The organism is Rhodoferax lacus (genome assembly GCF_003415675.1).
Taxonomy (GTDB): Bacteria; Pseudomonadota; Gammaproteobacteria; order Burkholderiales; family Burkholderiaceae_C; genus Allorhodoferax; species Allorhodoferax lacus.
Genome location: NZ_QFZK01000025.1, coordinates 15,069 through 27,201, shown reverse-complemented (window position 1 = coordinate 27,201; position 12,133 = coordinate 15,069). Strand labels below are relative to the sequence as shown.

General features: G+C 67.2%; 12 protein-coding genes. 11 read left to right on the top strand and 1 reads right to left on the bottom strand.

Features of this window, described 5'->3' with window-relative positions; genetic code table 11:
* Positions 1-3 precede the first annotated feature (3 nt).
* From DIC66_RS20720 to DIC66_RS20685, 9 genes are all read left to right on the top strand, one after another.
* Positions 4-1,212, top strand: coding sequence for an acyl-CoA dehydrogenase family protein (locus DIC66_RS20720; protein ID WP_117180088.1), 1,209 nt, complete (start codon positions 4-6; stop codon positions 1,210-1,212).
* Positions 1,209-2,372 carry an acyl-CoA dehydrogenase family protein gene (locus DIC66_RS20715; RefSeq protein ID WP_117180087.1) on the top strand — a complete coding sequence of 388 codons (1,164 nt, stop codon included), beginning with the start codon at positions 1,209-1,211 and terminating at the stop codon, positions 2,370-2,372. Before DIC66_RS20720 ends, DIC66_RS20715 begins: the two co-directional genes overlap by 4 nt.
* A 38-nt stretch (positions 2,373-2,410) precedes the next feature.
* The gene (locus tag DIC66_RS23180; RefSeq protein ID WP_158558968.1) at positions 2,411-2,551 is read left to right on the top strand and encodes a hypothetical protein; all 141 of its coding nucleotides are present in this window, start codon (positions 2,411-2,413) and stop codon (positions 2,549-2,551) included.
* On the top strand, positions 2,535-3,320 hold the full coding sequence (locus DIC66_RS20710) for an SDR family oxidoreductase (RefSeq protein ID WP_117180086.1): 786 nt from the start codon (positions 2,535-2,537) through the stop codon (positions 3,318-3,320). The genes DIC66_RS23180 and DIC66_RS20710 overlap by 17 nt, the downstream gene beginning before the upstream one ends.
* A 2-nt stretch (positions 3,321-3,322) precedes the next feature.
* Positions 3,323-3,793 carry a MaoC family dehydratase gene (locus DIC66_RS20705; RefSeq protein WP_117180085.1) on the top strand — a complete coding sequence of 157 codons (471 nt, stop codon included), beginning with the start codon at positions 3,323-3,325 and terminating at the stop codon, positions 3,791-3,793.
* A 12-nt stretch (positions 3,794-3,805) separates the two neighbouring features.
* Positions 3,806-5,014, top strand: coding sequence for an acetyl-CoA C-acyltransferase (locus tag DIC66_RS20700; RefSeq protein WP_117180084.1), 1,209 nt, complete (start codon positions 3,806-3,808; stop codon positions 5,012-5,014).
* Positions 5,015-5,075: 61 nt separating this feature from the next.
* Entirely contained in the window at positions 5,076-6,266 is a 1,191-nt protein-coding gene (locus tag DIC66_RS20695; RefSeq protein WP_117180083.1) for a helix-turn-helix transcriptional regulator, read from the top strand.
* A gap of 158 nt (positions 6,267-6,424) precedes the next feature.
* On the top strand, positions 6,425-7,168 hold the full coding sequence (locus DIC66_RS20690) for an SDR family NAD(P)-dependent oxidoreductase (RefSeq protein WP_117180082.1): 744 nt from the start codon (positions 6,425-6,427) through the stop codon (positions 7,166-7,168).
* Between the two features lie 6 nt (positions 7,169-7,174).
* The gene (locus tag DIC66_RS20685; protein WP_117180081.1) at positions 7,175-8,512 is read left to right on the top strand and encodes a spinster family MFS transporter; all 1,338 of its coding nucleotides are present in this window, start codon (positions 7,175-7,177) and stop codon (positions 8,510-8,512) included.
* Between the two features lie 30 nt (positions 8,513-8,542).
* Here DIC66_RS20685 and DIC66_RS20680 read toward each other — a convergent pair whose 3' ends face one another.
* Positions 8,543-9,868 (bottom strand): serine hydrolase domain-containing protein, encoded by a 1,326-nt coding sequence (locus DIC66_RS20680; RefSeq protein WP_147321371.1) that lies wholly within the window; start codon positions 9,866-9,868, stop codon positions 8,543-8,545.
* 144 nt (positions 9,869-10,012) lie between these two features.
* Here DIC66_RS20680 and DIC66_RS20675 point away from each other — a divergent pair, with 144 nt between their 5' ends.
* Both DIC66_RS20675 and DIC66_RS20670 read left to right on the top strand, forming a co-directional pair.
* A complete protein-coding gene (locus tag DIC66_RS20675) occupies positions 10,013-11,344 on the top strand; it encodes a spinster family MFS transporter (RefSeq protein ID WP_117180079.1) in 1,332 nt (443 codons plus the stop codon).
* Positions 11,329-12,117: an EthD domain-containing protein gene (locus DIC66_RS20670; RefSeq protein WP_117180078.1), complete on the top strand. Its 789-nt coding sequence runs from the start codon at positions 11,329-11,331 to the stop codon at positions 12,115-12,117. Before DIC66_RS20675 ends, DIC66_RS20670 begins: the two co-directional genes overlap by 16 nt.
* Positions 12,118-12,133: the final 16 nt, after the last annotated feature.

Genomic DNA, 12,133 nt, shown 5'->3' with positions numbered 1-12,133 from the left:
ACCATGGACCTGGCACTGAGCGACGAGCAGCAACTCATCGTCGATAGCGCAGTGGCTTTTCTGGCAAGCTCCAGCACGTTGGCGAAGGTGCGCGTAGCCAGTGAAACGGGTGACGGTTGTGACCGCGCCCTGTGGCAGGAAGTGGCCGCCATGGGCTGGTGCGGTGTGCACCTGCCCGAAGACGCTGGCGGCCTGGGGCTGGGCCTGGTAGAGCTGGCCCTGCTGCAAGAGCAACTGGGCCGCCACCTGGCCTGCATCCCTTTCTTTGACAGCGTAGCCCTGGCTGCCAGCCTGCTGCGCAGCCTGCCCGGCAGCGCGCAGACCGCGGCACTGCTGGGCAGCCTGGCCAGTGGCGAGCAGATGTTGGCAGTGGCCATGGCGCAACCGGATGCCGACCTCCAGTGGGCGGCGTGTGCAAGTGCTAACGCCAACGCCAACGCCATTCCGAGTGCGAGTGCGAGTGCGAGTGCACGCGCCATCGCCAATGGCGCAGGCTGGCTACTCAGCGGCTACTGGCCCGCCGTGGGCTCGGCGCATCTGGCCGATGTCCTGCTGCTGCCCGCACACACCGCGCTGGGGGAGTGTCTGTTGTTCGCCATGCCGGCCGATGCACAAGGCTTGAGCCTGCAGCCGCTGCAGGCAGTGGACGCCACGCGCCGCAGTGCCAACGTGCGCGCCACCGATGTGCAACTTCCCGCCACCGCTTGCCTGGCCCGTGGCCCCGCGCTGGACCAGGCCTGGCAGCGCGCCCGTTGCCTGGGCGCGATTGCACTGGCCGCCGAGCAAGTGGGCGTGGCGCAGGCTTGCCTGGACCTCACCTTGGCCTACACCGCGCAGCGCGTGCAGTTTGGCAAATCCATTGCCGGCTTCCAGGCCGTCAAGCACCGCTGTGCGCAGATGCTGGTGGCCCTGGAGCAGGCCCGCTCCGCCGTCTATGGTGCTGCGGCCGTGGCCGACACCGAGCCCGCCGCTGCAGTGCTGCTGCTGCATGCGGCCCAGGCCCGCATGGAGGCCACACAGGCCGCCCTGTACTGCTCGCGTGAGGCCATACAGCTACATGGCGGCATGGGCTTCACCTGGGAATTTGATCCCCATTTGTTCCTGCGCCGCGCGCAGCTGGCCAGCCAGCGCCTGGGGCCCGTGAGCTGGTGGTGCGAGCAGGTCGCAGTGCAATTGCTGGATGAAAAACCCCTGGCGGAGGCCCACCCATGAACGTGCAAGAGACGGCTGCCGAACAGGGCTTTCGCGCCGAGGTGCAGGCCTGGATGGCAGAGCACCTGTGCGGAGAATTTGCAGCGCTGCGGGGTGCCGCCGGTCTGGGCGCGCCGGGCTACGATGCCGCGCTGGCCAAGCGCTGGGAGCAGCAGCTGGCAGTGGGCCGCTGGACCGGCCTGGGCTGGCCGCAAGCCCATGGCGGGCGCGACCTGCCGCTGGGCCAGCAAATCGTTTTCCATGAAGAGTATGTGCGCTGCGGCGGCCCCGGGCGGTTGGGCCATATTGGTGAAACCCTGCTGGCGCCCACCCTGATTGCCCACGGCACGCCTGCGCAGCAGCAGCGTTTTTTGCCCGGCATTCTGGCGGGCACCAGTTACTGGGCGCAGGGCTATTCCGAGCCGGGCGCCGGCTCCGACCTGGCCGCCGTGCGCACCCGCGCGCGCCTGGACCCTGACAGTGGCGACTGGGTGATTGATGGCCAGAAGGTCTGGACCTCCTGGGCCCATGAGTCGGACTGGATTTTTGTGCTGGCGCGCTGCGAGCCCGACTCGGTGCGCCACAAGGGCCTGGTGCTGCTGCTGGTGCCGCTGCGCCAATGCGGCGTGAGCCTGCGCCCGATCAAACAGATCACCGGCGGCAGCGAATTCAACGAAGTGTTTTTTGACGGCGCCCGCACCGAGGGCAGCTTGCACCTGGGCGCGCCCGGCCAGGGCTGGGCCGTGGCCATGTACCTGCTGGGCTGCGAACGCGGTGCCTCCACCCTGGGCCAGCAGGCGCACTTTCGCGCCGAGCTCGACGATGTGCTGGATGTGGCCCGCGCGAATGGCGCGGCGCGTGACCCGCTGCTGCGCCAGCGCCTGGCCCAGGCCGCGCTGGGCCTGCAGACGCTGCGCGACCATGCGCTGCGCGTGAGCGGCGCACCGGGCGATGCGCGCGCTGCCAGCATTGCCAAATATGCCTGGTCCAACTGGCGGCGCAACCTGGGCGAGCTGGCCATGGACGTGCTGGGTGGTGCCTGCGAGGCGGGGCCGGACGATGCGGTGTGCGAGTCGCTGCAGCAGCTCTGGCTGTCCAGCCGGGCCGACACCATTTATGCCGGCACCAACGAGATCCAGCTCAACCTGATGGCCGAGCGCGCACTGGGCATGCCGCGCTAAGCGGCGTGCCAGGCGGCGCGCGCAATTCATCGCGCACTTTGTCGACCCGCCTCGCAGTGCGTGCGCACGGTGTGCGGCGCGCGCCCATCGTCCATGCAGACGATGTGGCGCCGCAGCACGAGCGCCATCATCGTGGCTCTACAACGACTGAAGACGACGCCGATGAAACCCGCCCCTGACTACGTTCCCGCCCACGGCCTGCTGCGCGGCAAATCGGTTTTGGTAACCGCTGCTGCCGGTGCCGGCATCGGCTTTGCCGTGGCCAAGCGCGCCGCCGAAGAAGGCTGCCGCGCGCTGTTTGTGTCCGATGTGCATGAGCGCCGCCTGCAGGAAGCCGTAGCGGCCATCCAGAAGGACACCGGCTTGCAGGCGGTGTACGGCCAGCTCTGCGATGTCAGCCGCCAGGACCAGGTGGATGCGCTGGTGCAGGCCGCCGAAGAGCGCCTGGGCGGCATCGATGTGCTGGTCAACAACGCCGGCCTGGGCACCAGCAAACGCATTGTCGATATGCAAGACGACGAGTGGCACAAGGTGCTGGATGTCACGCTGACCGGCACCTTCCGCATGACGCGCGCTGCGCTCCAGGTGATGCAGCCGCGCGGGCACGGCGTTATTGTCAACAACGCCTCGGTGCTGGGCTGGCGCGCGCAGGAGCAGCAGGCGCACTACGCCGCAGCCAAGGCCGGCGTGATGGCGCTCACGCGCTGCGCGGCGCTGGAGGCGGCCGAGTTTGGCGTGCGCATCAACGCGGTGGCGCCCTCCATTGCCATCCATGCCTTCCTCAAAAAATCTGCTTCTGAGGAACTGCTGCAGCAGTTGTCGGAGAAGGAAGCCTTTGGCCGCGGCGCCGAGCCCTGGGAGATTGCCAACGTCATGGTCTTTCTGGCCAGCGACTATTCCTCCTACATGACCGGTGAGGTGGTCTCGGTCAGCTCGCAAAGGGCCTGAGCATGGCTGGCACAGCACAGGCTTTTGACTCCGCTGCGGCCCTGCTGGGTGCCGTGGGCCGCGACCTGGGTGTGACCGATTGGCTCACCGTCAGCCAGGCGCGCATCAACACTTTTGCCGATGCCACCGGCGACCACCAGTGGATCCATGTGGACCCCGAGCGCGCGGCCAGCGGACCCTTTGGTGCGTGCGTGGCGCATGGCTACCTGACGCTGTCGCTGGCCAATCTGTTCCTGCCGCAGCTGGTGCAGTTCCAGCGCCTGAAGATGGGCCTGAACTATGGCTGCGAAAAAGTGCGCTTTCCGGCGCCGGTTGTGGTGAATGCGCGCATACGCGGGCAGGGCCAGATCACTGCGGCCGAGGCACTGCCCAACGGCGGTGTGCAGCTGGTGGTGCGCATCACCGTGCAGATCGAAGGCAGCGACAAACCCGGCTGTGTGGTGGACACCATCAGCCGCCTTTACTTTGAATGAAATGAAAACCCCATGAACCCGCAAGACGCCGTCATTGTCTCCACCGCCCGCACGCCCATTGGCAAGGCCTATCGCGGTGCCTTTAACGACACCGAAGCCCCCGTGCTCGGTGGCCATGTGATCCGCGCCGCGTTGGCCAAAGCCGGTGTTGCCGGACACGAGGTGGATGACGTCGTCCTGGGAATTGCCGCGCAGCAGGGCAACCAGGGCTACAACCTGGGGCGCTTGTGCACCTACACCGCGGGCCTGCCCGAGAGCGTGGGCGGCATGGTGATTGACCGCATGTGCGCCTCCGGCCTCATGGCCATTGCCACGGCGGCCAAGGGCATCATGGCGGGCGAGCTGACCATCGCCGTGGCCGGTGGCCTGGAGTCGATCTCGCTGGTGCAAAACAAGCACAAGAACAGCTACCGCGCCCAGTCCGCCTCGGTGCTGCAGGCCTGCCCCACGGCCTACATCCAGATGATTGAGACGGCCGAAATCGTCAGCCAGCGCTACGGCATCACGCGGGCGGCGCAAGACGCCTACGCCTTGCAGAGCCAGCAGCGTGTGGCCGCCGCGCAGGCTGCAGGCCGGTTTGCCGAGGAGATCGTGCCGCTGGCCACCAGCAAGCAGCTGTTTGACAAAGAGGGCAACGTCACCGGCAACGAGACCGTCACCCTGATGCAGGACGAAGGCAACCGCGCCGACACCTCGGCCGAGAGCCTGGCCAAACTCAAACCGGTGTGGAAGAACGGGCAATGGGTGGCCGAGGGTGCCTTCATCACCGCAGGCAATGCCTCGCAGTTGTCGGACGGTGCGTCGGCCTCGGTGCTGATGTCGGCCGCTGAAGCCCAGCGGCGCGGCCTGCCGGTGCTGGGCACCTACCGCGGTGTGGCCGTGGCCGGATGTGCGGCCGATGAGATGGGCATAGGCCCGGTCCATGCGATCCCCAAGCTGTTGCAGCGCCATGGCCTCACGGTGCAGGACATTGGCCTGTGGGAAATCAACGAGGCCTTTGCCTGCCAGGTCCTCCATTGCCGCGACACGCTGGGCATCCCGGATGAACGTTTGAATGTGAATGGCGGTGCCATCTCCATTGGCCATCCCTTTGGCATGTCGGGTGCGCGCTTAGTGGGCCACGCCCTGCTGGAGGGGCGCCGCCGGGGTGTGCGCTATGCGGTGGTGAGCATGTGCATTGGTGGTGGCATGGGGGCGGCAGGGTTGTTCGAATTGAATTGATGGCGGCGTGCCGCAAGTCTGCTATCCTGCCTGACCTCCCCATCTTGCCCGTGCTTCCGTCATGAAAAATCCGCCCACCGACGCCAAGGGGCCACCACGGTCGCAAGCCATTGCACCTGCGGATGCATCGGTGTCGCTGGACCAGTTTGGCCGCATGCTCGATGCAGTGTACGAGGCCGCCCTGGACCCCAACGGCTGGACCAACTGCCTGGACCTGATACGCAACGAACTGCAGGGCAATTTTGCGTCCCTGATTGTGCGTCCGGGCTCGGCCGATGACATTGGCCTGATCGTCTCCAACTCCCAGGAAAACCGCAGCATCGCCCTGGGCAACCCCTACATCATGATGAGCCCGTTCACGGGCATGCCCACGGACCGGCTGGTCACCATTGCGGACGTGCTGCCCGAGGCGGAGTGGAAGGCCTCGGCCTACTACCAGGACTGGTGCAAGTCGCTGGGCGTTTACCACGTGATGGCGGCCGATATCGAGGTCAGCAGCGGTGCGGTGTACGGTTTTCGCATCACCCGGCCCGAAAGCGCGCCGCCGTTCTCGCCGCAGGACCTGGCGCTGGGCAGGCGCCTGCTGCCGCACATCAAGCGCGCGCTCAACCTGCACCTGTCCATCCACCAGGACCGCAAGGTCATCTCGCTGTACAGCCATGCCATGGCGCAGCTGATGGTGGGGGTGATCGTGCTGGACCAGGACCGCAATGTCATTGAGTGCAACCCGGCGGCCACCGCCATTCTGGACATGGCCGATGGCCTGCGCATTGCCGGCGGTCAGCTCGATGCCAGCTACCCCAATGAGAACCGGGTGCTGCAGCGCCTGATCCGCGATGCGTTGATTCACCCCAAGGCCGCCAAGATGTCGCTCACCGATGCGCTGGCCATCAGCCGCCCCTCGGGCGGACACAGCTGGGGCGTGGTGGTGCAAAGCATTGCCTCTGACCAATGGACCGAGGGCAAGCAGCGCCCCAGTGTGGCGGTGTTTGTGCGCGATGCCGAGGGCCAGGCCCACCCGCCGGTACGCCTGACGCAGCAGCTGTTTCAACTGACCCCGGCCGAGACCACGCTGGCCATTGAACTGGCCAACGGCCTGTCGCTGGACGAGGCCTCCGACCTGCTGGGCATCAAGCGCAACACGGCGCGGGCCCATCTGCGCTCCATCTTCTCCAAGACCGGTGTGCGCCGCCAGACCGAGCTGGTGCGCATCTTCCTCAACAGCGTGGCCTGGCTGGGCACACGCGACTAGCCCGCGCGCATTTTTTTGCTGCCAAGCCGCCCTGCGCGGCGCTGATTTTTCCCCGCACCTATCGGTGGCTTTGTTGCTGCGAACTCGTCCGTTTGCAGTATTCGCGCGCAGGGGTCAAGCGGCATGCTTGCCTGTATTCAAGCAATACAGGAGACAGCATGTTTCAACTAGACGGCCGCGTGGCCTTGGTCACCGGTTCCGGCCAGGGCATGGGCCTGGGTGTGGTGCGCGCACTGTGCCAGCAGGGGGCCCGTGTGGTCATCAACGACTACTACCCGGAGCGCGCCGAAGCAGCGGTGGCCGCCTTGCAGGCCGACGGCTTCACGGTCTGCGCCGCACCCGGCGACATCACGCTGGCCGCGGTGCGCGAGCAACTGGTGGCCACGGCCCGCAGTGCGTTTGGCGAGATCGACATCCTGGTCAACAACGCCGGTGTGCCCCCGGGCATGCCCAATTCGTTGCGTCCGTTCAAGGACCTGGGCGATGAAGACTTTGAGCGCCAGCTCGACCTCAACCTGCGCGCCATTCTGGGCCTGACCCGGCATGTGGTGGGCGGCATGTGCGAGCGCGGCTTTGGCCGCATCGTCATCATCACTTCCGAGTCCTGGCGTTTGGGCATGCCCATGGGCCTGTCCAACTATGCGGCGGCCAAGTCGGCCGCCCTGGGCTTTATGCGCCACCTGGCGCACGAGGTGGGCCGCTCGGGCGTGAACGCCAATGCGGTGTCGCTGGGCGCGATGAACAACTTTGGCTACGACGAGATCGCCAAGCGCACCACCGCCGTGGGCCGGGCCGGAACACCTGAAGACGTGGGCGCTGCCGTGGCTTACCTGGTGTCCAACGAAGCGAGCTGGATGAGCGGGCAGGTGCTGCCCCTCAACGGTGGCTCCTGCACCGCATAGGCTCCCATGAAAACCACAACACCTTCCAACGCCCCTGCCACAGCCCGGGCCGCCTACGGTTGGCGCAGCCACTACACCCTGGTGCTGCTGCTGTTTGTCTACACCATGAGCTTTATTGACCGGCAGATCATGGGCATCCTGATGCAGCCGATCAAGCAGGAGTTCCAGGTCTCGGACACCGCCATGGGCGTGCTCGGTGGCCTGACCTTTGCGCTGTTCTACAGCGTGCTGGCCATTCCCTTTGGCCGCTACGCCGACCGCGCCAACCGGCGCAACTTTGTGGCCTATTGCTGCGCTGCCTGGAGCGGCATGACGGCGCTGTGCGGCATGGTGACGGGCTACTGGACGCTGGCCCTGGCGCGCGTCGGTGTGGCTATCGGCGAGGCCGGTGGCACGGCGCCTTCTCTCTCCATGGTGGCCGACCACTACCCGCCCCAACAGCGCGGGCGCGCCATGGGCGTGTACTGGCTGGGGCCGCAGCTGGGCATTCTGTTCGGGCTGACGCTGGGCGGCTGGATTGCGCAGCACCACGGTTGGCGCGCCGCCTTTGTCTGGATGGCCATTCCCGGTGTGGTGGCCGCTGTGTTGCTGCGCTTTAGCGGCGTGGAGCCCGCGCGTGGCCGCTGGGAGGCCGGTGCGGACGCGGCAGCGTCTGTGGAATCCCTGGGCACCCTGGTGCGCCACCTGCGCGCCTCCCGGGCCTTTGTGCGCATCACGCTGGCCGGCCTGATGATGGGCTTTGCCGGTTACGGCATCGGCATCTGGACGCCGGCCTTCCTGGTGCGCTCCCACGGCATGACACTGCAGGGCGCGGGTGCCGTGATGGGCTTGCTGGGCGGTGTGGCTGCGGCCGTGGGTGCCTTGGCCAGTGGCTGGCTGTGCGACCGGCTGGCCCGGCGAGACGCCCGCTGGCGCGTGGGCGTGCCGCTCCTGGGCTGCGTGCTGTCGGTGCCCACCGGGTTGGCGTTTTATCTGATGCCGGCCGGCGAGGTCTGGCACGTCGGCAGCATGGTGGTGCCGCACGCGGTGGGCTGGTATGTGCTGTTTGGCCTGACGGCTGTCTGGTGGACCGCGCCGGTTTATACCGTGCTGGCCGACCTGGTGGCGCCGCACCGCCGCGCCACCACGGTGGCCTTCTTCAACCTGGGCATGACCATGGTGGGCGGCGGCCTGGGGCCCTTGCTGGTGGGGTTCTTGAGTGACAGCCTGGTGCCGTACTTCGGAGCCGAGTCGCTGCGTTATGCGCTGGCCTTCACCACTGGCAGCTGCTATGCGCTGGGGGTGCTGTTTTTCTTCCTGGCCATGCAGGCCTATGCCCGGGAGCGGGTGGCACCTGGCGCCTGAACCGGGCTGCAAGGCAGCCCGGCAAGCGGCTTATTTGCCTTTGAGGTGGGCCGTCAGCATCTGGATGGCGCGAAACTGCGGAGCATCCACCAGCGAGGCCACCGGCTGCGGGTGGCTGCCCACCAGCACCACCACCATGTCGTCATCGGGCAGCACAAACAGTCGCTGGCCAAAGGCGCCCATGGCGGCAAAGGAGCGCGGCGCATTGGGGTTGACCCACCACTGGCTGCGGTACGACCAGCCCTTGCGCAGCGGCATGCCCGCAGTCTCAAAGGCCTTGGGGTCGCCGCCCTGGGTGAGCTCGTCCACCACCGCGGCCGGAATGACCTGTGCAGTGCCGACGCGGCCTTTTTGCAGCAGCATCTGACCGATGCGCGCAAAGTCACGGGTGCTGGCACTCAGGCCCGCAAACGACACCTCGGTGCCCGCCGGGTCCAGCAGCACATTGCCATCGTGCTCCATGCCCAGCTGGCTCCACAGCCGCTGCTGCATCCATGCGGTGAGTGACATGCCGGTGGCGCGCGCAGCCAGCCAGGCTGTCACATCGGTGGCCGGCGAGTGGTAGCGAAAGGCGCTGCCGCGTGGCTCCGGGTGCACGTTCTTGAGCGTGCCCAGCATGGCCTGGATGCCGCGCGGTTTTTTTGGGTCCTGCAGGTCCGGGGCCCAGCCCATGGCGCCGATGTAGCTGAAGATGTCGGAGCGCGGGTCGGTGTACACCTCGCTGAACTGCACGCCATCGGTCATGTCCAGCACCTGGCGCACCGTGGCCGCAGCCCAGGCGCTGTCGGCCAGTTCGGGCAGCACGCTGTCCACGCGCGCGTTGGCATCCAGCCGGCCTTCGGCCACAGCCACTGCGGCCATCAGGCCGGCCATCGACTTGGTGGCCGAGAACAGCAGGTGGGGTGTGGACGGCTTCATGCCGTTGAAGTAGCGCTCCTCCACAATGCGCCCGTGGTGCAGCACCAGCGCCGCATCCACATGGGTGGCGGCCAGCATCTGCGGCCAGGTCTGGGGCGCCTCGGCGGTGCCCACCTGCAAAGTGTCCAGCGCCTGCAGCGCCACGGGCAGCGCACGCACCGGGCCCACGGCCTGCAAGGGGCGGGTAGGAAACAGCTCGCGCATGTGCTGGAACGACCAGATCTTCTGTGGGTAGTGCTGCCAGTTGCCGATGTGGATCTGGTAGGCCGGTGGCGGTGGAAAGCCCTGCATCAGCAGGGCCGGGTCGAGTGCCGGGCTGGGCTGGGCCGGGCTGGTCTGGGCGTGGGTGGCGCCGGCCAGGGCCAGAGTCAGGGCCGCGATCAGACGCAAAGGCGTTGGGCGCTGCCATGTGCTTTGCTTTGAATTGTGATAGTGCATCCGTTGCTCTCCATGGGGTTTGTATGTGCTGGGGCCTGCGCGCGACTCTACGCGCTGCCTCGGTCTTGGCATCGTCTGCGCGGACGATGTAGCCGCATCGGCTTGCGCCAAAAATAGAACCTCTGCTTACCTGACTGGACCACCATGCATGTTTCCCCGCCGGCCGACGCGTACGAGACCGGCCTGCACAGACCGCGCTACACCCTGGCCTTGCTCACCGTGTTGTCCGCCTTCAGTTTTATGGACCGCCAAATCCTGGCGGTGTTGACCCAGCCGGTCAAACTTGAGTTTGGGCTGACGGATCTGCAGATCGGCTTGATCACCGGCCTGGGTTTTGCCCTGACCTTCGGCCTGCTGGGCGTGCCCCTGGGACGCTGGGCTGACCAGCATGAACGCCGGCGCCTGATCATGGTGTGCCGCGGCGCGGGTGGTGCGCTGGCGGCCCTGGGTGCTACGGCTTCGGGCTTCTGGATGCTGCTGTTATCCCGCAGCGGCGGCGCCGTCAGCGATGCGGGCGGCAACCCGGCCTCTCTGTCCATGGTGGCCGATCTGTATCCGCCAGAGCAGCGCGCGCGGGCCATGAGCGTGTTTGCCAGTGGTGGCAGTCTGGGTGCGCTGATGGCACTGGTGGGCGGCTCCTGGGTGGCGCAGGCCTACGGCTGGCGTGTGGCATTGGCGTCTGTGGGTTGTGTGTCCTTGCTGTTGACATGCCTGTTTTGGTTGACGGTGCAGGAACCCCGGCGCAGTGCCAGCGGCAACCCGCTGGATGCGCGTCAGTCTTCGCTTGGCGCGGTGCGCGAAATCTGGAGCGCCCCGGTCACGCGCTGGCTGATTGTGGCGGCGGCCTGTGTGCTGCTGGCGGGCTATTCCTTTGGCAGCTGGAACACCGCCTTGCTGGTGCGCCACCACGGCCTGAGCCTGCGCGCTGCGGGTTGGATTTCGGGGGCAGCAGCCCTTTCTTCGATGGTGGGCGGACTGGTCTCCGGCGCCCTTGCCGACGTGCTGACGCGGCGCGATCCGCGCTGGCAGATAGGCGTGCCCATGCTGGGGGTGGCGGCGGCCCTGCCGACCGGGCTGGCCTATCTGATGCTGCCCGCAGGCAGTGTGCAGGCAGCCACGCTGCTGGTGGTGCTCTATGCCTTCTTTCTGACCTGGTGGGTGGCACCCACCTACGCAGCACTGAGTCTGGTGGTGGCGCCCGAGCGGCGTGCCACGGCCAGTGCCATGCTGCTGTTGGCGGGCTCCATCATCGGCAACGGACTGGGCGCCATCCTCACCGGCTGGCTCAGCGACCGGCTGGCGCCCGTGGCCGGCACGGCCTCGCTGGCCTGGGCCCTGTCCCTGATGCTGGCCATGCTGCTGCCCGCCCTGCTGGCCTTTGCCCGGGCGCGCCGCGCCTACCTGCCCGCACTGGATGCCAACCGCATGCCCACCCCGCCTCCAACCCCTGAGACCACCCCATGCACTGGAAAATGATTTACCTGGCGCGCCGCAACCCGGCCCTGGCCCCCGAAGACTTTGCCCAAGCCTGGCGCGAGCACTCGGCCCTGGGCCGTCAGTGCCGCAATGTGCAGGACAAGGTGCTGTCGGTGACGCAGTGTGCCCGCCTGCTGGACGCGGTGCCAGCGGGTTGCAGCACCGACTTTGATGGCGTGAACCTGCTGGGCCTGCGCGACCGCCAGGCTGCCAACGACATCTGGAGTGACGCCGAAACCCTGGCCATCATGCGCCCCGACGAGCCCCGCGTGTTTGACCGCTATGTGCGCGACTTCACGCTGGTGGCCAGCGAGCAGGTGCTACGTGCGGCGCCACTGAAGGGGCCACATGAAGGGCCAAATGCAGGGGCACATGCAGGGCTTCATGGGGGGCTACATGAAGGGCCGCGAGGCGATGCTGTGCTGGTAGCGTTTGTGCGCCGCCAAGCCGCCGTAAGTCCGGCCGATTTCCAGCAGGCGCTGGCGCAATCAGCGTCCGCCTGGGCCGATGCAAGGTGCGTGGTGCTCAACACCGTGGAAGCCGCGCGGCCGCCGGGCTACGACTTCGACGCCATTGTGGAATGGTGGTTTGCCAGCGCCGACGCGCTGCGCTTGGCCCTGCAAACCCAGCCCCTGCGGGCTGGCGCTGCAGCAGACCTGCAGGCAGGCGCGGCAGCACCTCTGCAGACCGGAGCAGCGGCGTACTTGCATGCCGTGTGCGCGATGCAGGACACCGTCTTCATGGCCACCGGGGTCAGCCACCGCCGCCCCTGAGCGGCGCCCATAGTCA

Excerpts from the sequence above, each read along its gene's own strand:
- DIC66_RS20720 (WP_117180088.1), top strand. The coding sequence starts at position 4 with ATGGACCTGGCACTGAGCGACGAGCAGCAACTCATCGTCGATAGCGCA.
- DIC66_RS20715 (WP_117180087.1), top strand. The coding sequence starts at position 1,209 with ATGAACGTGCAAGAGACGGCTGCCGAACAGGGCTTTCGCGCCGAGGTG.
- DIC66_RS20710 (WP_117180086.1), top strand. The coding sequence starts at position 2,535 with ATGAAACCCGCCCCTGACTACGTTCCCGCCCACGGCCTGCTGCGCGGC.
- DIC66_RS20705 (WP_117180085.1), top strand. The coding sequence starts at position 3,323 with ATGGCTGGCACAGCACAGGCTTTTGACTCCGCTGCGGCCCTGCTGGGT.
- DIC66_RS20700 (WP_117180084.1), top strand. The coding sequence starts at position 3,806 with ATGAACCCGCAAGACGCCGTCATTGTCTCCACCGCCCGCACGCCCATT.
- DIC66_RS20695 (WP_117180083.1), top strand. The coding sequence starts at position 5,076 with ATGAAAAATCCGCCCACCGACGCCAAGGGGCCACCACGGTCGCAAGCC.
- DIC66_RS20690 (WP_117180082.1), top strand. The coding sequence starts at position 6,425 with ATGTTTCAACTAGACGGCCGCGTGGCCTTGGTCACCGGTTCCGGCCAG.
- DIC66_RS20685 (WP_117180081.1), top strand. The coding sequence starts at position 7,175 with ATGAAAACCACAACACCTTCCAACGCCCCTGCCACAGCCCGGGCCGCC.
- DIC66_RS20680 (WP_147321371.1), bottom strand. The coding sequence starts at position 9,868 with ATGCACTATCACAATTCAAAGCAAAGCACATGGCAGCGCCCAACGCCT.
- DIC66_RS20675 (WP_117180079.1), top strand. The coding sequence starts at position 10,013 with ATGCATGTTTCCCCGCCGGCCGACGCGTACGAGACCGGCCTGCACAGA.
- DIC66_RS20670 (WP_117180078.1), top strand. The coding sequence starts at position 11,329 with ATGCACTGGAAAATGATTTACCTGGCGCGCCGCAACCCGGCCCTGGCC.